Origin of the sequence: Ensifer sp. ENS08, from assembly GCF_014852195.1 — a bacterium.
GTDB classification, from domain to species: Bacteria; Pseudomonadota; Alphaproteobacteria; order Rhizobiales; family Rhizobiaceae; genus Ensifer; species Ensifer adhaerens.
In genome coordinates this window covers 111538-132738 of sequence record NZ_JACVBF010000018.1, presented here as the reverse complement: position 1 = coordinate 132738, position 21201 = coordinate 111538, and the positions used below count along the sequence as shown (strand labels likewise).

The window sequence follows — 21201 nt, the reverse complement described above, 5'->3', positions numbered from 1 at the left end:
GACCTGGCCCCTTCAAAAGTCTCCCAGCCACGACCTTAGACCATCTTCGCTATTGAAAGAGAAGCGCGAAAGACGTCGTTGGACACAGCTGCAGTGGATCGACTTCAGCCCGATCTCACACGTGCTTTGCCGGTCGCACTGGAACTTGTTCGCCCAGGTCGCAACCAAGAAACCGGTTGCTCGAAACTGCGCCCAAAGTACGCACGGCTCTCGGTCTTCAAGTGAGGCCTCCAACTTGTCGCGTTGAATGATCGGTTAGCGGCTTCAGACGCGACACGTCTTTCTTCAGACTGCACAGAGCTTGTCGCGCAAGCTGCGTCATATCCGGTTGAATGGCGTACCACACCCCAATTGCTGCAAAATCCAACTTCCCCTACATTGACCAAGTGGTAAAAAAGACGCGCGCCAAACGCGCAATCAATCAGAGGGGAACTTAATGCAAAGCGATTCCTTCAATTTTGCCATTTCCAGAAGAACCCTGATCAAAGCTGCTGGCGCTTCCGCCGTGGTGGCGGCGACGGGTCTGCCGGGCCGTCTGCTCGCTGCGGATCCGATAAAGGTGGCGGCCATCTACACCGTTCCGGTCGAGCAGCAGTGGGTCAGTCGTATCCACAAGGCAGCGAATGCAGCCAAGGAGCGCGGCGACATCGAATATGTCTATTCGGAAAACACCGCGAACAACGATTACGAGCGCGTCATGCGTGAGTATTGCGAGGCGGGTCACAAGTTGATCCTTGGCGAGGTCTTCGGCGTCGAGGATGCGGCCCGCACGGTTGCCAAAGACTACCCGGATGTCGCCTTTCTGATGGGCTCGAGCTTCAAGCCCGACGCCGCTGTTCCGAACTTCTCAGTTTTCGACAACTATATCCAGGACGCATCCTATCTGTCCGGCCTTGTCGCCGGCGCAATGACGAAGTCCAAGAACATCGGCATGGTGGGAGGCTATCCGATCCCAGAGGTTAACCGGCTGATGAATGCATTCATGGCCGGCGTGAAGGAAGTGGCCCCGGACACCAAATTCCAGGTCGCCTTCATCGGCTCATGGTTCGATCCGCCAAAGGCCAAAGAGACCGCTTTCGCCCAAATCGATGGGGGTGCGGACTTGCTATATGCCGAACGTTTTGGTGTGTCCGACGCCGCCAAGGAGAAGAAGGTCTTGGCCATCGGCAATGTCATCGATACCCAGGCGGACTATCCGGACACCGTTGTCGCATCCGCACTGTGGCATTTCGAACCGACGCTAGACAAGGCGATCAGCGAAGTGAAGGCCGGCGCGTTCAAGGCTGACGACTATGGCATCTATTCCTTCATGAAAAACGGCGGCTGTTCACTGGCGCCTTTCGGCACCTTTGAGAGCAAGGTTCCGGACGCCATCAAGGTCAAGGTCGCGGAAAAGGAAAAGATGATCAAGGACGGTTCGTTCGCCGTCGAGATCAACGACGCCGAGCCGAAGTCGACCTAGCCTTCCTTCCTCGCGTTCATGGGAGAAGTGGTCGGCTGTGGCGGACCAGGAATTACACTTCGCCAACAGCGACCATTCTCTCCTTGGACGGGAAAGGAAGTCCCCACAACTCCTCTTCCGGTCGCCGACGTGTCTAGCAAAACCGCCCTTCGTCTTTCCCGCATCAGCAAGCGCTTCGGCCCACTCAGGGCTAACGACGCCATTTCGTTTGAACTCAAGCAGGGCGAAGTCATAGCACTTCTCGGGGAGAACGGCGCCGGCAAGACGACTCTGATGAACATTCTGTTCGGCCACTACGTCGCCGACGAAGGAACCGTCGAGGCATTTGGCAAGCCGCTGCCGCCGGGAGATCCGCGCGCTGCCATAGATGCCGGCGTCGGCATGGTTCACCAGCACTTCACCCTCGCTGACAACATGACGGTGCAGGAAAACATTGCGCTTGGCACGCAGAGCATTTGGCGCCTGCGGCTCGACCGGGCCGCCGCGCGACGGCGCATCGAGCGATTGTCCGCCGATTTCGGCCTCGCCGTCGACCCCACAGCTACCGTCTCCAGCCTTTCAGTCGGCGAGCGACAGCGCGTCGAGATTCTAAAGGCTCTTTATCGCGAAGCCCGAATCCTAATCATGGACGAGCCGACGGCTGTCTTAACCCCCGCCGAGACTGAGGCACTGTTCCGGACGCTGAAGCTGCTCGTCGCCAAAGGCCTGTCGATCATCTTTATCTCTCATAAATTACACGAAGTGATGGCCGTCAGCGATCGTGTGCTGGTTCTGCGTTCCGGCCAGCTCGTAGGTGAGCGCGAAACAGGTTCGACCGATCGCAAAGAACTGGCAGCGCTCATGGTTGGAAAAGAGGTCAAGCCAGCCAACGTCAGTCCGCTGAAGCTCGGAGCACCGCTGCTGGCACTCGAACAGGTCTCCGCAACGGCCTACAACGGGGCGGGCCTCGACAAAGTATCGCTCACCCTCACAGCCGGTGAAATCACCGGAATTGCCGGCGTCGCCGGTAATGGTCAGGCTGTCCTTGCTGCCCTTATCGCCGGCATCCGGCGTCCCACCAGCGGCAGCATTTCCATCGCTGGACGGGACGTCGCCGACTGGTCGCCGCGCGCCGCGCTCGCACATGGCGTGGCCCGCATTCCGGAAGACCGCCACGCTATCGGCAGCATCGGCGACATGAGCGTGACGGAAAATGTCATCGCCGAACGCTACCAAAGCCCTCGGTTCAGCCGCATGGGCTTCCTGAATTGGAAAGCCGCCGGGCGTTTCGCAGAGAAACTCATTGCCGACTACGACGTCAAATGCCCTTCGCCCGAAGCACGCATACGCCTACTCTCAGGCGGCAACATGCAGAAGCTCATTCTCGGCCGGGCCCTTGATGCCGACCCCGCGGTCATTCTGGCAAGTCAGCCGACACGCGGCCTCGATGTCGGCGCCGTCGCCTATGTTCATCGCATGCTGCTCTTAGCGCGAGATCGGGGCGCCGCGATATTGCTCATTTCGGAAGATCTCGAAGAAGTCCTGGCATTGTCCGACCGCATCTTCGTTATGTTCAAGGGGCGCCTTTCCACACCCTCTGCAAGGGGCGAACGCAACATTCGGGAACTGGGGGAACTGATGGCGGGCCACAGCGGGGAGCGCGGCGATCATGCGGCTTGAACCGAAACCCGCGCTGTCCCTGGCGATCACCTTGCTGTTTCCGCTGGCTGCCATAGGCACCACACTGGTGCTGACGTCGGTACTGGTTCTCGCCGCCGGCGCTTCCCCACTGTCCGTCTTCTATCTTGTGGCGAAGGGGGCGGCCGGCTCACAGTTCGCATTCCTAGAGACCTTGACCCGGGCGACGCCACTGATCTTCACGGGTTTGGCGATCGCCGTCGCCTTTCGGGCAAAGCTCTGGAACATCGGCGCAGAAGCCCAACTCTACATCGGTGGCGTCGTCACCGTGGCGCTGGGAACGGGCGCACTGCCCCTGCCTTCGGTTGTTCTAATCCCGGTAATTATGGTCGCCGTCATGGCCGCAGGCGCGTTGCTTCTGCTCGGCCCAGCCGTGCTGAAGACGCGTTTCGGCGTCGACGAGGTGGTCACAACGTTGCTGCTTAACTTCATCGTCCTGCTGTTCGTGTCGATGCTGCTCGAAGGTGTGCTCAAGGATCCGATGGGGCTCGGCTGGCCGCAATCGCAGAAGGTCATTGCCGAAGCACAACTGCCGCGCCTTATCCAGGGCAAGCGCCTGCACTATGGCTTCATCATCGCCCTTGCTTCGGCCGTCCTCATCTGGATCGTCATGAAAAAGACGGTTCTCGGTTACGAAATGCGCGCCGTCGGCATCAATCCCGAGGGCGCACGTTTTGTCGGAATTCTGGTCGACCGCACTCTGATGAAGACGGCGTTGCTTTCGGGAGGACTGGCCGCTCTCGCGGGTTTTTCCGAAGTCTCCGGGCTCAAAGGCAACCTGACGCTCGACCTGTCGCCAGGCTACGGCTACGCGGGCATCGTCGTCGCTATGCTGGCCATGCTGAATCCGCTCGGCGTCATCGCCTCTGCCATCTTCGTCGCCGGCATCTTCGTCGGCGCAGATGCCATGAGCCGAGTGGCCAAGGTACCGAGTTACATAGCCGACGTCATGGTCGCCACCTCGTTACTGACGATGGTTGTCGCGATCCTTCTGACGCGATTCCGAATCAGGTGGAGGTGACATGGACGCGCTCGAAATCCTCTTCACCGCTTCTTTCTGGGTTGCCGCAATCCGCATAGCATCTCCGCTGATTTTCGCGACGATGGGCGAGTTGATCTGCGAGCGCGCGGGCGTTCTTAACCTCGGCATCGAGGGGATCATGACGGTAGGCGCTTTCGCCGGCTGGTTTACCGTATATTCCGGCGGCGATCTTTGGGCCGGCTTGCTGGTCGCTGCCCTTTTCGGTGCCATGTTCGGCCTGCTGCATGCGACGCTTACGGTACCACTCGGCCTTTCGCAGCACGTCGTCGGCATCGGTGTTACGCTACTTGCCACAAGCCTTACCTATTTCGTCTATCGCCTTGCGCTGCCCGAAGTGACGTCGCCGCCCAAAATCGAGCCGTTCCAGCCCCTGCCGATCCCGGGCTTATCCAGCATCCCGATCGTTGGCGAGGCGCTGTTTACCCAGACGCCATTGACCTATCTCGCATTCATCTCGGTTGCAGCCGTTGCCTGGATCCTCTATCGCACGCCCATCGGTCTCGCCGTTCGTGCTGCCGGCGAAAATCCGTCAGCGGTCGAAGCGCAGGGCATTTCGGTCACGGGCATCCGCATGGGCGCCGTTGTCGTCGGTAGCGCGTTAATGGCGGTCGGCGGTGCCTTTCTCACCACCTCGGCTTTCAACTCGTTCTTCTTCCAGATGATCAATGGACGCGGCTGGATTTGCATCGCACTCGTCGTCTTTGGCTCCTGGCGGCCAGGAAAGGCACTGATCGGCGCCGTCCTCTTCGCCGCCTTCGATGCCTATCAGGTTCGTCTGCAGCAAATTTCGGGCGGCATCGTGCCCTATCAGGTTTTCCTGATGATGCCCTATGCGCTGTCGATCCTGGCGCTGATCCTGGTCGCACGTCGTGCTGCATACCCTAAAGCTTTGATGATCCCGTACCAGAAAGGCGAAAGATGAGTTTTGACCTGATCGTAAAAGGTGGCACGCTACCCGATGGCAACGTCGCCGACATCGGCATCAAGGGCGATAGGATCGCCGCGATCGAGCCACGCATCGATGCCGAGGCTGGTCGTGTCGTCGACGCCTCGGGCGACCTCGTCAGTCAGCCCTTTGTCGATCCGCATTTCCATATGGACGCAACGTTGTCCTACGGCCTGCCACGTATCAATGCCTCAGGTACGCTGCTCGAAGGCATCGCGCTGTGGGGCGAACTCAAGCCGCTCCTGACCCACGAGGCCGTCAAGCAGCGGGCGCTAGCTTATTGCGACTGGGCGGTCTCGATGGGTCTCCTCGCCATCCGCACCCATGTCGATACATGCGACGACCGCCTTCTTGCGGTGGAAGCACTGCTAGAGGTCAAGAAGGAGATCGCCGCCTATATCGACCTCCAGCTTGTCGCCTTCCCGCAGGACGGGTTCTATCGCTCCCCGAATGCTCGCGAAAACACCATCCGCGCCCTCGACATGGGCGTCGACATCGTCGGTGGCATTCCGCATTTTGAGCGGACCATGTCCGACGGCACGCGTTCCGTTACCGAACTATGCGAGATCGCGGTAAAGCGCGGCCTGATGGTCGACCTGCATTGTGACGAGACGGACGACCCGTTATCGCGCCATATCGAGCAGCTTGCCTATGAGACCCAGAGGCTCGGCCTGCAAGGCCGGGTAGCTGCCTCGCACCTTACATCGATGCATTCGATGGATAACTACTACGTCTCGAAGCTACTGCCGCTGATTGCGGAAGCCGACATCTCAGTGATCCCCAATCCACTCATAAACATCATGCTTCAGGGGCGCCACGACACCTACCCTAAGCGCCGTGGCCTGACGCGAGTGCCCGAGATGCTGAAGGTCGGCATCCGCACCGGTTGGGGTCAGGATTGCGTGCTCGATCCCTGGTATTCCCTCGGTACAGCCGATATGCTCGACGTCGCCTTCATGGGAATGCACGTCGCCCAGATGTCCTCGCCCACAGACATGCGCACCTGCTTCGACATGGTCACCAAGATCAATGCCGAGATTATGGGCCTCGATCATCTCGGTCTAGCCGTGGGCAAATCCGCAAGCCTCGTCGTACTCCATGCGGGCAACCCCATCGAGGCGGTTCGCCTGCGTGCCGAGCGGCTTTGTGTCGTCGCAAAGGGCAAGGTCGTGGCAGAACGCGAAAAGCGCGATACGACTCTGTCCATTAAGGGCCGTCCCGCGACCATCAACCGCCGTCACATTGTGCCAATGCAAGCGTTTTGATATGCACATGCACCCGCGCACCGAAGCGCCAACATCTTTGACTTCCTTAAACATCGGCGGCCTGCGCCTCCAGATAGGGCAGATCACGATGCCAACACCACGACGTTCGGCCTGGTTGGCAATGTCGCCGAGCGTGGCTTTGCGCTGCAGCAGTGCTTTCCGAAATCCCTCGATCGCGACCGGAAGACCGATCTGTTCCCGCACCAGAACGCAACAACACTTTGCCACCTTGCCCCGGTCGCATGAGATCGAGTTTGGCTGCTATCACGGCCTCGATCCTGTTTGGAGGAAACCTTCCTTTCACCGAGCAAGTCAAGCTCTCACTTGAAATCTCACTTGTCAGTGTGTATATGCAAATGTATATGCAATGGAGAGTTTTATGCCGCAGATTAGACACAACGAACCTCCTGCGAGGGAAGCTAAGCTCTTCCGGAATAACAAGAGCCAGGCTGTTCGCATCCCGGCTGACTTTGAGCTTCCTGGCGATCGAGTGATGATCCATCGCGACGGGGATCGGCTTATAATAGAGCCGCTGCGTCGCAAGAACCTGCTGGAAGTCTTGGCAGGTCTAGATCCTCTTGGGCCTGAAGATCAGTTCCCGGATATTGACGAGACTTTGTTGCCCGCCAAGGAAATCGACCTGTGAGCAACCTTTTCATGCTGGACACAAATATCGTGTCCGAGTTGGCTCGGAACCCGAGAGGGCAGGTCGCTGAACGTATTGCGGCGGTCGGGTCGGAGGCAATCTGCGTCAGCATCATAACGGCGGCAGAATTGCGTTATGGATGCGCCAAGAAGGGTTCCCCGAAGCTGCTGGCCCAAATCGAAGCCCTTCTAGAAAGCATTCTGGTGCTCGCGCTCGACGTGCCCGCCGATGCCAAGTACGGCAACATCCGCACTGAGTTGGAAGCTGCAGGCAAACCAATCGGCCCAAATGACCTATTGATCGCTGCTCATGCCTGTGCCGCGGGAGCAGTCCTCGTCACAGCCAATGCCCGTGAGTTCACGCGCATTCCCAACCTTCGGGTTGAAAACTGGCTGGACGCGACCTCAAAGCAACTTAGGGGTGCCTCCAACTGAGAGATGATCAAGTTAGGCAAGGCTCCAGCATCCGCAATGCCGGTGCCGCTTAACAGCTTGCACAGGAGCCAGATCATCTCGGGCGTCAGCCCGAAAACTTCAAAGAAGCTCGACCAAAGATTTCAGCGCAGAGTTTTGGACTTCTCCCAGGGCGGGAAGTAAGCTAAGATTCAACCTGTTCGATATGAGCGGCACCGTGTGCTTCCGGACGACGCGATCTTCGCTGTGAGACCGTCCGGCCACATTTCCTCGCCGGACTCTCACAGGAGAGTCGCCATGTCGAAGCCTTTGAAGAATGTACTGGAACCGTCAAACGAGGCGGGTGCGCAAAATGACGTCGCGGTGGCGGCGGCTGTGGAACTTGCGATGGAGTTTTACGGCTGCGACGCCGTGACCGCTGCGGCCAAGCGCGCATTCGAGGCCAGGGATCTCAATCGCGAAAGCCATTACCGGTTCTGGCTTCATATCTTCAAATCCCTGAAAGCCAATCCACGCCTAATCAACGAAATCTGCCAGCCGGGGTGACAGAGCGGCTGCCTGTGGCAGCGCGTATAAACCCAAGCGCGGATTCATAGAGCTTGAGGCCCTCAAGACCGAATCCGCTTCACGCCGTCCGCCAGCTCAGCGAATGCAACACGATTGATATGATTTCCGTATCAATACCGGGAAATCAATATTGGAGATCGCAAGACTGGCTGGCGCAATGTCACCGTACCGACAACACCAACAAAGGGGATCGTCATGAGGTACACTGCGCTGTGCGCGCCCGCGATCGTATCAATGGTTTTGGCTGCGAACAGCCACGCCGAAACGCTCATCGTCAACAGCTATGGCGGGCCGTACGAAACCATCATTCGGGAGCGGATCATTGAGCCTTTCGAGGCCAGGTTCGGGATAAAGGTAATCTACGACGCCGTCGGTTCCGCCTCCCAGGATTACGCCAAGATCAAGGCCACCAATGGCCGCCCTGGCTTCGACCTCGTCGTAATGACCGCTTCCCAATCGCTCGAAGGATGCAAGGAGGGCCTGCTTGAGGAATTTTCACCAGAGGAGGTTCCTAATCTTGAGCGTCTGTCGTCGGTGATTGCCGGCGTTGCTGGCCCCTGCGGCGCGGTTCACGAAGTACAGTATCTCTCGCTTCTTTATCGGACGGACAAGCTGGCAGAGCGTCCAAATTCCTGGAACGCGCTCCTGGATGATGGCCTCAAGGGCAAAATCATTCTGCCGACATTCCAAAACGTGATGGCCGCCTACCTGATGGAGATCTTCTCGGTCGCCCATGGTGGAGATCTGCTCGAGAACGTCGATCCCGGCTTTGCCGCCATGGCCAAGCTCGCCGGACAGTCGATCGGCTTTGAGCAGTCATCCTCAGTCATGGAAACGTACCTCAAAGGGGGCGACGTCTGGGCGATGCCATTCTGGAACGGGCGCGCGCAGCTGCTCGTCGATAGCGGTTTGCCGGTCGACTATGTTCTGCCGAAGGAAGGCTCTATCCCCTTGGTCGCAACCCTGAACGTCCCGAAGCACGCGGCGAACCGAGACGCAGCTCTCAAGTTCGTGAACTTCTTTCTCGAAAAGACCAGCCAGGAGGCATGGGTCACCGGCTACAAGGTCGGCAGCGGCAGAATCGACATCGAGGTGCCCGCCGATATCCGCGCCAAGCAGATCACCACCGAAGCCGATCTCAAGGCCCTTCTGTTGCCCGATCTCGCGGCGGTCGCAACACGGCTCTCCGCCTGGGGCGAACGATGGGAACGTGATGTCGTCGCGGCGGCCAAGTGAGGTAGATCATGGCCGTCATTGTTTGCTCCACTCCGACAAAGCCCCCGCCCGCCGGAGCCCCTGCCAAGGGACTTCTGCCGATGGTCGCGCCGTCGCTCGTCCTGGTGCTCTTCTTCGCGATACCGATGGGCATGATGATCGGGATCAGCTTTCAAAGTCAAACGGAGGGCGGCCCGACACTTGCGAGCTACAGCCGCTTCTTCAGCAACGACCTTGTCCTTGCTGGCCTGGCCCGCACCGTCGTGATGTCCAGCCTCGTTGCGCTCTGCGTGACCGTCTTAGCCTATCCCCTCGCCTACTATCTGGCTCGCGCCACGTCGCGCTGGCGAACGGTCATCTTCGCGCTTGCCATTGCGCCCGAATTGGCGGGGGTCGTGCTTCGCACCTATGGCTGGCTCATCATTCTTGAAGATCGCGGGTTTATCAATTCCGCGCTGATGTGGACCGGATTGATCACGGAACCCTTGCCTTTGTCGAAAAACCTTCTCGGCGTCGTGGTTGGGCTTACTCACGTCATCCTGCCATTTGGCGTGCTGTCGCTTCTGACGAGCCTCCAGGGTATCAACCCCAGTCTGGAAAAATCTGCGCAAATTCTTGGCGCGTCACGTCTTGCTGTAATCCGGCACATCATCCTGCCGCTCTCCGTGCCAGGAATCGTAAGCTCCTTCTTGATTGGCTTCACCATGGCCGCAAGCGCCTATGCGACCCCGGCCCTCCTTGGCGGCGCTGGTTTCAAAGTCATGGCCACAATGGTCTACGAGCAGGTGCTGTTCTATCTCGATTGGCCCTTCGCGGCGGTCATGGCGAACGTTCTTCTCATCCTGATGCTGGCCGCCGGCTTCGTCGGATCCAAGCTGGAGTCGCGCCTCCACCAAAAACTTCACCTTTAATTTCGGGAGGCTCCGATGAACCGACTGCTCACATATCTGTTCAGGATGGCGCTTGTCGCCATCCTTGCCTTTATCACTCTTCCGCTGGTGGTCGTCGTTGCGGCCTCTTTCAGTCCAACTTCGGCTGTGACGTTCATCCCAAGCGAATGGACCTTTCAATGGTACGCGGCACTATGGACTAGCCGCTGGCTCGATCCGTTTCTACTCAGCGTCGAACTTGCCGTCATCGTATCGCTCGCTAGCGGACTGCTCGGCGTCCTTGGAGCTTACAGCGTCGCCTACGCAAAATGTCCGGGGCATACCGCCATCATGGCGTTCCTCTTGTCACCCATGTCGGTCCCGCAAATCGTCAAGGGCGTGGCCGTCGTCCTGTTCCTGTCCTCGGTTGGACTTTACGACCTGCTAGGGACACCCGGCCTTGTCATGGCTCACATCATTCTGACGTTGCCCTACGTCGTGCGCATGGCGGCCACGGCGATGTTTGGTTTCGACAAGCGGCTGGACCGCGCGGCACGCGTATTGGGCGCTAGCGTCACGCAGAGGATCCGATACGTGCTGTTACCGCTGATCCGCTCCGGCCTCTTCTCGGGGATGACCTTCGCCTTCATCATTTCCTTCAACAACATCCCGCTCTCCGTCTTCCTGGTCAGACCCGGTCAGACGACACTTCCGATTACCGTCATCAATCATCTCGAATACAGCCTGGATCCGGTGCTTGCGGCCGTGAATGTCACATCACTCCTCTTCATCCTTGGCGTAATCATCCTTTTCGAAAAGATCGGCGGCTTCTCCGCCCAATTCCACGGGGGTAGCAAATGACCACCATCGATATTGAACTCCTTTCCGTCAGCAAGCAGTTCGGTGCAAACCGCATCGTCGACGATATCAGCCTTGCCATCCCTAAGGGAAAATTCGTCAGCATTCTTGGTCCGTCCGGATGTGGTAAGACGACGACCCTCAATATGATCGCCGGATTTGAAGCGCCCTCGAGCGGACAAATCCGAATTCGCGGCCGCGATCAGCAAGGCGTCCCGCCGGAAGCCCGGAAAATCGGACTGGTCTTCCAGAACTACGCACTCTTCCCGCATATGACGGTCGCCCAGAATGTCGGCTTTGGCCTAAGGATGCAGGGCCGGCCCCGCGAGCAAATCGCCGACGGTGTCTCACGAGCCTTGAAGAGTGTCCATCTTGAGGGCTTTGAGGATCGCTATCCGAAGGAACTTTCAGGGGGGCAACAGCAACGGGTCGCGGTCGCCCGGGCGATTGCGCCCTCGCCGTCGGTGCTGCTTCTCGATGAGCCGCTCTCAAACCTTGACCTTAAACTCCGGGAAGCGATGCGCGTCGAGCTGAAAGAGATCCAGGAAGATCTCGGCATGACCTTCATCTATGTCACACACGACCAGGAAGAGGCGATGGCCATGTCCGATCGGATCATAGTCATGCATGGCGGAGTGGTCGCGCAGGAAGGAGCGCCCGCGGATATCTACGGCCGCCCGAGAACCTCCTTCGTGGCAGATTTCATAGGCAAGTCCAATATCCTCCCGGTATCCGCAGAGACCGGGGCCGATCGGAAGCTGAAGGTTTCCCTCGGCGCGGGAAAGGCGGTGCTCACCGCCGAGCCGGCAGAGGACGTTGATCCTGACGATGTGCGCTTCTGCTGTATCAGACCGGAGGCCGTTAGGCTCGCAGATGCGGCAGGGGCCCTCGACGAACCGGCAAACCGCCTGACGGGAACCGTCCAAAAGGTCGTCAATCTGGGCGCCTATCTCGAGGCCTGGATGCTCGTCGATGGCGGGATCACCTTGAAGTCCATGATCCGCTCGACCCGTCTCGAGAAGCTCTCGGCCGGCTGCCGCGTAGACCTCGCCATCGCCCATTCCGCTGTCCAACTGCTGGAGCAATAGTGACATTCATTGTATTCCAATATTAATGCAAACGAATTGATATTGGAATGCCGACTTATCACTCCGCTAAGCTCTATGTGATCCCGAGCCCGGGATCTTCCCACACAGAGGCGAAGACACACATGAAAACAAGAGTTTCGGCAATCCAGAATGACAGCAACGTCTGCGCAGATATCGTCGGGTTCGATTTCTCCGACTACAACGACGCGGACATTGCGGCAGTTCGATCCTACTGGCTGCAATACGGCGTCATTCGCTTTCGGGCGAGCGATATCACAGACCAGCAGCAGGTCGACTTCTCCCGTCACTTCGGAGATTTCGTCATCCATCCCAAGCAATTACAGGAAGGCGGACACCCGATCCATCGCGAAATTCTGGTGATCAGCAATGTGATGAAGGACGGCAAGCCGGGCGGCGCGCTCGGCAACAGCGAGGCGACGTGGCACACGGACACATGGTTCTACGAACGCCCGCCCGCCGGCGCCATCCTCAGGGCGATCGAGGTTCCCGCTTCCGGCGGAGACACGTATTTCCTGTCGACCTACCAGGCTTTTGAAACGCTCCCCGAGGAGCTACGCAGTGCTGTTGAGGGGCGGCAGATCTTCTTCCAGAACGTCTACGACAAAACGGGAAAATTGCGCCTCGGGAAAGGCGAACCGACGAGCGCGGATTTTCGCGAGTGGAGCGGCGTCGTTCATCCGCTGGTCAGGAGCCACGGCGAGACGGGCCGCAAAGCGCTTTATCTTGGCGGGACGTCGGAAGGGGCGTGGATCGTCGGCTTGCCGCTCGATGAAAGCAACGACCTGATCTCAAGGCTTTGGGAGCACACCACCAACACGCCGGAAGTCTTCGTCCAGAAATGGAGCGTGGGCGACATAGTGATGTGGGACAACCGTTGCACGATGCACCGGCGCGATTCATTCGACCCGAACACGATCCGGATTATGCATCGGACGACGACATCCGGCGAGCGCCCGGTCTGATTTGTGAACCACAGGGCAGATCGGAGTTCATCGATGTCCCAGCCTTACAAGATCGAAAAACAGCTGCAAGCGATTCCGGACGCATTGCGAACCCTGCTTGAGGGAGTCGAAACCGCAACCATCGGCCACTTCGAATATCTTGGATTTGTTGGGGCAGGAATTGCGCCGGTCTTTCCGGTCAAGGCAATTGGAACGGCAGTCACGGTCGCCGCGCCCGGCCGTGATGGAGCCGTCATCTACACGGCAATCGATCTGCTCCGCCCGGGAGATGTTCTCGTCATCTCCCGGGTCGACCGGGACGACGTCGCCTGCGTCGGCGGCGGTGTCGTTGCTGCTGCCCGAGCGCGTGGCGCTGTCGCCATTATCGTCGATGGTCCTTGCACCGACATCGAGGAGATCCGCGCCAGCCGCTTCCCGGTGTGGTGTCGCGGAGTCTCGTCCAAGACGACCAGCCGCCGGCACCAGATTGGTGGCGCGATCAACGTCCCGATCGCATGCGGCGGGGCGGCCGTGCTGCCCGGCTATGCGGTCTTAGCAGATACGGAGGGTGTCTTCGTTGCCGATCCGTCCGATATGCGCTGCATCGCGGACGTCGCCCTCGAGCGCCAACAGCGTTCCCTTAAGCTCCGGCCCTACCTTGAGGCCGGCCATTCCATCTTCGAACTGGATCGGATCGTATAATGAAGATTTCCCTCGTCCAGATGAACTCCCAACCCGACCGCGACAGCAATTTACGCGCGGCCGAGAGCCTGATGCTGCAGGCAATCACACGCGATACACCAGATCTCATCGTTCTCCCGGAACATTTCGACTGGTCCGGCGGCACGGTGGCGGAGAAACTGGCGGCGGCTGATCATATGCCGGGCGGCGACGCCTATCGCATGTTGCAGACGTTCGCCGCCCGGCAAAAGGTCTGGATCCACGGCGGCAGCTTGCTCGAAAGGGTCGATGGGAGTTCGAAGATCTACAACACAACGGTCGTCTTTAACCCAGAAGGTAACGAGGTCGGCCGCTACCGCAAAGTTCACCTGTTCGACATCGAGGCGCCAGATGGCAAGATGTATCGAGAATCCGCCACCGTTGCGCCCGGAGAAAGCCTGTTCGTCTACGAATCCGGCGGTTTCAGGATCGGCTGTGCGATTTGCTACGACCTTCGCTTCCCCCGGCTCTTTGATGCGCTTGCAGACGCCGGCGTCGATGTGGTCATTCTGCCCGCGGCCTTCACGTTACAGACGGGAAAGGACCACTGGGAAGTGCTCTGCCGTGCACGCGCGATCGAGCACCAAGTCTATTTCGTCGCCTGTGGTCAGTGGGGAGGCTACACTGCAGCGGACGGAGATCGCCGTTTCACCTACGGCAACTCTCTCGTCTGCGACCCCTGGGGACAGGTTGTAGCCCGCGCCGTCGATCAGGTCGGTGTGGTTTCCGCACACCTCGATCTCGACCGTGTGGGGGTAGTCCGCAAGCTCATTCCCGCCGCGTCACACAAGGTTTCGTTTGTCGATCAGGCACGCGTCGACCGAGGTTGCAGGCGCAGTGATCGTTGCAATTCCTCCTGCAGCTCCTCTGCGCAGACCTTCGGGGCACAAATTTCTTCTAGTAGCACGTAGACAACGCGCACCTGAAAATGGACCGCCAATCGCCATCGTCGGGTAATCGGACACAGATATGACCGCTTTCATCACGCAAACGTTCGGCAGCTACATCGCCGAGGAAGCACTCGCTCGTGTTCCGAGCGACGTTTTCGACAGGAGCAAGCTTTGCCTTCTGGACTCCCTTGGCTGCTTGTTCGGTGGGCGCCAGCTGCCCACGGCTGGAATGCTGAGAAACCTACGGGGGGACAGCCAGGTCGCACCCTCCTCCGGCGGACCTGTCAGTGGCTGTGCCGAACCGGCGGCGGCCGCCTTCGTCAAGGCCACTTTGATCAATGCGCTCGACTTCGACGACATCTACGAGAAGGGCCATCCCGGAGCCACGGTGATTGCGGCAGCCTTATCGGTCGCTGAGCACACGAAGTCTTCAGGCACAGAATTCCTCGCGGCCGTGATCATCGGCTATGAGGTGAGTTGCCGCGTTGGCATCTCACTGGCTCACGTCCAGCCCAGAAAGGCGATTCACGGCCATGGGACTTGGCAGATATTCGGTGCAGCAGCCGCGGCCGCGAGACTCATGCGTCTCGACGCCGGACGAGCGGCGCATGCCATCGCGATCGCTGCTGCGAATGCGCCAGTAGCGTCCGTCATGAAGACCGTCTACGGAGACGCGCCTTCGATGGCGAAGAACAACTTCGGCATGGCCGCGCAAATGGGAGTCTTGGCCGCACGCCTTGCCGCTGCCGGCTACGAGGGGCCTTTGGATGTCTTCGAGGGTGAGACAGGTTTCTGGCGGATGGCGGGCGCCGACGAGTGCCGTTTCGATAAACTGACCAAAGGTTTGGGGGACGCCTACGAAATTCTTCGGGTTGGCTTCAAGCCATTCAGTTGCTGCCGACTCATCCTAAGCAGTGTCCAGGCCAGCCGCGACGTCATCCGTATGGCCGGCATTGATCCTGCCGACGGCTTGCATGCCAAGCTGATCGTGACCGCGCCTCCGATCGTGTGCGAACCGCCATTTTGCAAAGTGCGTCCACGGGACATGTGGGCAGCACAGTTCAGCGCACCGCACGCCATAGCCATGGCCGTATTCGGCGTCGAGCCCGGTCCCGACTGGTTCGTGGATGATTGGCTTCATGACGAGATCGCCGGGCGGTTTCAAGACAGTATCGAGCTCAGGCCACATACCAGCCACGCCTCGCCTCGAGGCGCTCACGCCGCAAGCGCTTGGTTACAGTTGCGCGACGGACAAATCTTCGAAAGGCACGTGGACGTTGCGGAGGGAGAGGCAAGTAACCCCATGCCGAAATCAGCTCTCGAGGGTAAGTTCTTGCGACTTGCGAGCCCGGTCGTGGGAGACAGCGGTGCTTGCGAAGCCATTGATAAGGTGTACGCGCTGGATAAGGCGGGATCGACGCTATGCAGGCCAGGGGGAAGGACCGTGGGGACTCCCGTCCCCAAGGCTGGCAGGAAGCACGCCTGCTACGGCCATCGTGCTAATCCCATGGAGAACTCCCCCTGTCCTGCCCTCGTCGAGCAACGCTTGTGGTCGACGGCAAGGGACTTTCAGCTGGCCGATGCAACGTCTTGGTCAGCCGTGTCCCATCGGCATTGCCACCCAACGTCTTTACCTGTAAATTCCGGTAGCGCGGCCAAGGCAGCTGTGCCTGTTGGTATTCAGTTCAATCCCTGCATAGACGTGCGGCTTCGGGAAAGGACAAAACAGATTTCAGACCATGGGCTTGGCCCAAGCATGTACTTGCACCGGATTGATGCCAAAGGAGAAACGTCATCGGATTCCAACCCCGTTCTTCGGTTCGGTCTGCGGAGCAACTCGCTGCCGCGCCGTGCAGCAAGGACCGGCTGCCGAGACACCTGAGTGAATGAAGCTCTTTGAATTGCCTCTACCGCTCGACACCAGGACCCCGATTGACCGCCTGTCGTTGGCGCTCGGAAACGATCTTCTGGCCGCTATCTGCCCGCACGATCTGCTGAAGAAGCTTCAACTTCTCCTGCATTGCCTCGAATGCATTCCGTTGCGCTGTCGACACAAAGTTGAAAACGTCCCTGTTCCCACGCAGGAACGCGTTGCGGCCGAAGCGCTCGTCGAGCGCCCGGCTGACGGCGACGAATTCTTGGGCGACGGTCGGATCGGTCAAACCCGCAGCAACGTCGAGCCCGCCACTCTTCTTCTTCATTCTTGCCGTCAACTGCCGCAGCGTATCCTCAGCCTTCCGCGATAGGCCGGGAATGGCGACCCCCATACGCCGGCGCTCTGCGGCGATAGCCTTGGTCTCGGCCTCAAACGCTGCGGCATAAGACGCTCCGAGAGAACGGACACAGCTTGCTGCTTCCGACACGCCCTGAAGCGCAGCCTTCCGCTCCCGGCCGGGAGCAAGCAACTTGTCCATTAGGCGACCGGAGCCGCGCAGCCCCCCATAGGCGGCCGGATCGTTGGTGACCGCTGCGGCAATCCGCTCGCCGGCAAAACCCTTTGCGACAAGCTCCTCGATCTTGGTGACCGCGCCGGCCGGATCGCGCCAAATGCGTGTCGCTGCATCCATGAGCGCGGCGCGATGATGATTGTAATAGGGAGCGGCAAGCGCCCTTTCCCGTGATTCATCGGCGACGGATGTCTTGAACTCCGTGACGGCGGCAAGCATGGGCAACACGTGCACTGCTTCCTTTCCGAACTCGATACTTGCGCCGGCAACGATTTTCGAGCGATCCTGCTTTTCTACGCGATGCTGCTCGTCGCTAAAACGCCTGATCACCTCGAACAGGCGCACCAGTTTTTCACGGTGCTCAGTGGCGAGATTTTCCGGCATCCGCTCTTCAACATTTCGCTCGGCGATCGGATCGGCCCTGGCGGTGAATGGAGACCAGCCAAAGCGTGAGGTCAACGCCTCGTTGACCGCCTTGACCTCCTGCACCAGCAAACGGTCCTCAGCGGCGTAGGCGAAGGCCGTCTTGTAGGCATCGACCCCGCCGCGCTCCCGGACCGCCTCGACTTCGACGAGACGCGCCATCGCCATTTTCGAAAGCGCGGGAATGGACAATGCCATATGAGCGCGCCGCTGCTGCTCGCGGCTGGCGAAGCGCTCCGCCTGCCTGCGGAACTCGGTTGCATGCGCGCGCGCCAAAGTCAGCAGCTCCGATAAGGTGGCCATGGCTGCGTTGCGCTCGTTTCGAGCGGCGCGGCCATCGGCCATGCGGTCAGAGCCGCGTAATCGGCCAAGGCGTTCGGGTGCAAGGCCAAGATCTTCGGCAATCTTGCGCGGCTCGACGTCTCCGCCCGATACCAGAGCGTTGAGCGCCGACAGCGCGCCACCCGGGTCGCGATAGATTTTCTGCAGCACCGGCCGGAGTATTTCCTCCCGCTCCTTCCACTGTTGCGAGGCGAGCTGCGCGAGACGCGCATCCTCTTCAACGCTGCGGGGGAACTCGGTGGCGGGTGGAAGCAAATAGTTTCCGGCTAACGGGATGCCGGCAACCAAGGATACTCTGCGCTCCTCGTTGTACGAGACGCTCCGTTCCCGGTCGATTGCAAAATCGAGCGCTATGCTCGCTCGCTCCCAGAGCTTCGCCAACCGCGACCGCTTCTCCGTAAGCCACGCCAGCCGCCGCGCCGCACCCTCCTCCAGTTCCGCAGCGGCCCGGGCGAGCGTGTCGATGCCACGCCGCTGGGCAAAATCAAGGACATGCTCCCGATAGCCTTCCTTGCTTTCGAAATCGAGCGTCGTCGTCTTGGCGCCGGATCGTCCGAGGCGCTCAGCAAGCTTTCTGAACACAAGCGGCCGACGGCTTTCCCGCTCGATCCTCGCCTTGCGCGCATCGACAGTTTCGATTTGGGTTGCAGTCCAGACGTTGCGCTCGACCTGACGTTCCTCGAGACGCTTCTTGCCGGTCTTTTCATCAGTGACGGGCACCCTTACCGTGACCGTTTCGACGCCATCCTTGCGGAGCATCACAGTATCACCGGTCCTGATTCCGCCCTCCTCGAGTGCCTTCGGCAGGCTCACGCCCCAAAGTCGATGAACGGTTCCGTCGTCCGTCCTCACATCGGCGTAGGGGCTTTCCTTGGCATCTTCATCTTGCGGCCGGAACTTGGCCAACCCGGTATCCATCATTTCACCGGTGACGCCGGCTGCATGGTCGACACGTGCGCTACGCGCCCACTGCGGCTTCGGTTCGAAGTTCTCGCGCGCCACGTAGAGATCGGCGCGGTTACGATGCCTGGTCATCGCCACATAGGTCAGATGCTGGTCCATCATTCCGGTGGCGAGCACGAAGGTCCGGTCGATGGTCGAGCCTTGAGATTTGTGGATGGTCGCGGCGTAGCCGTGATCGACATTGCTGTAGCTATCCTCGCTGATCACGACGTCCCGGCCATTGTCGAGATGTACAGTCAACAGTGCGTCAGCGCGTTCGTCGCCGGATGAAACGACCGTGCCAAGCATGCCGTTCTTGACATATTGGGGACCAAGCCGCTTTGCCCGTGGTTCGAGGACGCGGGCGTTTTCGAGGAAGATCACCCGGTCGCCCGCGGCAAACTCACGAAGCCCACGTGCCGTCCGGAATTGGCGCGCACCTGTCAGCGCGCCCTCGTCGATCATGACCTTGCGCAAGGCCTCATTCAGCTTTCTGACGTCATCGTTGGTGTGAGCAAGCACAAGCAGTTCGTCGCCGCGAAGACGTCCCGGATGCTCGCCCACGGCAGATTTCTGAAGCAGGTCCCGGCGGGCGTCGGCCCAATCGGCAACGAGGCGGTCTATGATCTCGGCCCTGGTTTCGGTCTCGACAATGCAGCCCCTCTGCGCGTAGGCATCAAGGCCCTCTTCGACCTTGCCGCGCGCAAGGAGACGGGAAGCATCGCGCGCCCAGACATTACGCTGCCGCCGCACGCCGGCAAGTTCCGCGAAGCCGATCCGTTCGGTGATTGCCCGGAACGCCGCACCCGCCTGGATCGGCTGCAGTTGCATCGCGTCGCCGACCAGCACGGCTTTTGCGCCTGCGTCCTCCACAGCCCTGAGGATACGCGCCATCTGCTGCGATGACACCATGCCGGCCTCATCGATGACGAGCACATCGCCGCGCTCCATTGTTTCGCGCCCCCCGGCCCAGGCAAGCTCCCAGGACGCCAGCGTGCGCGACCGGATCCCGGAACTGTCCTCCAGCCCTTCCGCAGCCTTGCCGGCTAGGGCCGCGCCGATCACCCGTCGGCCGTCGCTTTCCCATGCGACGCGGGCCGCCGAAAGCAGTGTCGACTTACCGGCGCCGGCAAGCCCCACGACCGCCGCAATGGCATTATCGCGCGTGACATGACGTACCGCATCGACCTGTTCCGCATCGAGCCTGAAGGATTTTTTCGGATCGGCCGTTTCGACGCTTCGGACGGCGGCGGCGGCCTTGGCACCGGAGACGCCGAAGCCCTTTCGCATCGACAGAACCTCGGCTGACTGCGCCATGTCATATTCGATGCGCAGGATCCCCCGCGTTGTGAACACCGCCGGCTCTGTCACCTTGCCCGTTTGGGTGTCGATCTGCTGCGCCTTCAGCAGCACGAGGTCGTCCGAAGCCATGAGCCCCGCGCGGATATTGGCGAAGTCCACTGGATCATCGACATAGCGGTGCAGCGTCTTGGCGATTTCGCGCTCGTCAAAGGTGGAACGTTCGTTGCCGAGCTGCTTGAGGAGAAGCGCAGGATCCGCGAGTAGCCGGTCGGCCATCGCCTGCCGCCGCGCTAGATCGGCGGGCGCGAAATACATCTCGACACCCTTGCGCGAGAGCGCCGCCTTCTCTGGGCCGAGGTGTTTCTGCGCGATCCCATCGAGGCCTTGCTCAGCATAGGAGCGGCCGTCGAGACGGAGCTCATGGCCGGCCAGCGCCAGGTGGCGGTTGACCGTTTCCGCCCACGCGACCTTCCATGCCTTCATGGTTTCTTTGTCGCCGGCCCAGAGCTTGTAAACGATTTTGCCGTTCGGCCTGTTCGGCGTAACGACACGCAACGGCTCTCCGTCATCGCCCAGGACTGGGACCTTCTTCGGCCCAAACCTCTCCTCCGTAATAGGCCTGAGCGTCGTCATCAGGTGGATATGCGGATTGCCGTCCTTGTCGTGATAGACCCAGTCAGCGACCATGCCCTTCGACGTCAAATTGTCTCGGACGAACTCGCGCACCAGCGCGATATTCTCCGCCCGCGTCAGCTCCTCGGGCAGCGCGATGATCAACTCCCGCGCAAGCTGCGCGTCCAACCGCGTCTCGAACGCATCTACCGCATTCCAGAACACCTCGCTGGCCTCCGCGACGGTCTTGTCGTCGACTGTTCTCTTCAGCCAGAGAGGTATCTGGTCCGGCAGCGCCAGCTCCTCATGCACCAGCTCCGACGCGCCGCCACGGTAGCTGAAGGACGTCCCGGCCTGCTCGTCCGTCATCCGGGCGCGGTGGCGGTAGGCGGCGGCCGAGACGATGCTGCGCCCCGCTCCCCTGCTGATCACCTGCGCTCTAACGAACATGATCGCCACGAGTGTCTCCGAAGCTTTCAAGCACGTCGCGCCAGCGACGTATATTGCGCCCTC

At 60.0% G+C, this 21201-nt stretch carries 17 protein-coding genes; 16 read left to right on the top strand and 1 reads right to left on the bottom strand.

What is annotated here, in order from left to right; all coding sequences use genetic code 11:
- Positions 1 to 436: 436 nt before the first annotated feature.
- The 16 genes from IB272_RS28630 to IB272_RS28555 all read left to right on the top strand — a co-directional run bounded on the left by IB272_RS28630 (position 437) and on the right by IB272_RS28555 (position 16502).
- Positions 437 to 1462 (top strand): BMP family protein, encoded by a 1026-nt coding sequence (locus IB272_RS28630; RefSeq protein ID WP_060643741.1) that lies wholly within the window; start codon positions 437 to 439, stop codon positions 1460 to 1462.
- 18 nt (positions 1463 to 1480) lie between these two features.
- On the top strand, positions 1481 to 3121 hold the full coding sequence (locus tag IB272_RS28625; RefSeq protein WP_210339526.1) for an ABC transporter ATP-binding protein: 1641 nt from the start codon (positions 1481 to 1483) through the stop codon (positions 3119 to 3121).
- Positions 3111 to 4160: an ABC transporter permease gene (locus tag IB272_RS28620; RefSeq protein ID WP_060529687.1), complete on the top strand. Its 1050-nt coding sequence runs from the start codon at positions 3111 to 3113 to the stop codon at positions 4158 to 4160. The genes IB272_RS28625 and IB272_RS28620 overlap by 11 nt, the downstream gene beginning before the upstream one ends.
- Before the next feature lies 1 nt (position 4161).
- Positions 4162 to 5103 (top strand): ABC transporter permease, encoded by a 942-nt coding sequence (locus IB272_RS28615; protein WP_089045893.1) that lies wholly within the window; start codon positions 4162 to 4164, stop codon positions 5101 to 5103.
- Positions 5100 to 6392 carry an amidohydrolase family protein gene (locus tag IB272_RS28610; protein ID WP_192445544.1) on the top strand — a complete coding sequence of 431 codons (1293 nt, stop codon included), beginning with the start codon at positions 5100 to 5102 and terminating at the stop codon, positions 6390 to 6392. Before IB272_RS28615 ends, IB272_RS28610 begins: the two co-directional genes overlap by 4 nt.
- A gap of 379 nt (positions 6393 to 6771) precedes the next feature.
- A complete protein-coding gene (locus IB272_RS28605) occupies positions 6772 to 7038 on the top strand; it encodes an AbrB/MazE/SpoVT family DNA-binding domain-containing protein (RefSeq protein ID WP_034800189.1) in 267 nt (88 codons plus the stop codon).
- Positions 7035 to 7472 (top strand): type II toxin-antitoxin system VapC family toxin, encoded by a 438-nt coding sequence (locus IB272_RS28600; protein WP_034800191.1) that lies wholly within the window; start codon positions 7035 to 7037, stop codon positions 7470 to 7472. The genes IB272_RS28605 and IB272_RS28600 overlap by 4 nt, the downstream gene beginning before the upstream one ends.
- Positions 7473 to 7748: 276 nt before the next feature.
- Positions 7749 to 7997, top strand: a complete 249-nt coding sequence (locus IB272_RS28595; protein WP_060643745.1) for a hypothetical protein — start codon at positions 7749 to 7751, stop codon at positions 7995 to 7997.
- 216 nt (positions 7998 to 8213) lie between these two features.
- Positions 8214 to 9254: an ABC transporter substrate-binding protein gene (locus tag IB272_RS28590; protein ID WP_192445543.1), complete on the top strand. Its 1041-nt coding sequence runs from the start codon at positions 8214 to 8216 to the stop codon at positions 9252 to 9254.
- Between the two features lie 80 nt (positions 9255 to 9334).
- Positions 9335 to 10144, top strand: coding sequence for an ABC transporter permease (locus IB272_RS28585; RefSeq protein WP_246802053.1), 810 nt, complete (start codon positions 9335 to 9337; stop codon positions 10142 to 10144).
- Positions 10145 to 10159: 15 nt separating this feature from the next.
- A complete protein-coding gene (locus IB272_RS28580) occupies positions 10160 to 10963 on the top strand; it encodes an ABC transporter permease (RefSeq protein ID WP_113136167.1) in 804 nt (267 codons plus the stop codon).
- A complete protein-coding gene (locus IB272_RS28575; protein ID WP_192445542.1) occupies positions 10960 to 12048 on the top strand; it encodes an ABC transporter ATP-binding protein in 1089 nt (362 codons plus the stop codon). Before IB272_RS28580 ends, IB272_RS28575 begins: the two co-directional genes overlap by 4 nt.
- A 122-nt stretch (positions 12049 to 12170) precedes the next feature.
- The gene (locus IB272_RS28570) at positions 12171 to 13031 is read left to right on the top strand and encodes a TauD/TfdA family dioxygenase (protein WP_192445541.1); all 861 of its coding nucleotides are present in this window, start codon (positions 12171 to 12173) and stop codon (positions 13029 to 13031) included.
- 33 nt (positions 13032 to 13064) lie between these two features.
- Positions 13065 to 13712 (top strand): RraA family protein, encoded by a 648-nt coding sequence (locus tag IB272_RS28565; protein ID WP_060643751.1) that lies wholly within the window; start codon positions 13065 to 13067, stop codon positions 13710 to 13712.
- Positions 13712 to 14641 carry a carbon-nitrogen hydrolase family protein gene (locus IB272_RS28560; protein WP_089045657.1) on the top strand — a complete coding sequence of 310 codons (930 nt, stop codon included), beginning with the start codon at positions 13712 to 13714 and terminating at the stop codon, positions 14639 to 14641. The genes IB272_RS28565 and IB272_RS28560 overlap by 1 nt, the downstream gene beginning before the upstream one ends.
- A 58-nt stretch (positions 14642 to 14699) precedes the next feature.
- Complete coding sequence (locus tag IB272_RS28555) at positions 14700 to 16502, top strand: MmgE/PrpD family protein (protein WP_192445540.1); 1803 nt, start codon at positions 14700 to 14702, stop codon at positions 16500 to 16502.
- A 25-nt stretch (positions 16503 to 16527) separates the two neighbouring features.
- On the opposite strand, the gene traA is transcribed toward IB272_RS28555, so the two are convergent.
- Positions 16528 to 21147: a Ti-type conjugative transfer relaxase TraA gene (gene traA / locus IB272_RS28550; protein WP_192445539.1), complete on the bottom strand. Its 4620-nt coding sequence runs from the start codon at positions 21145 to 21147 to the stop codon at positions 16528 to 16530.
- Between the last annotated feature and the right edge of the window lie 54 nt (positions 21148 to 21201).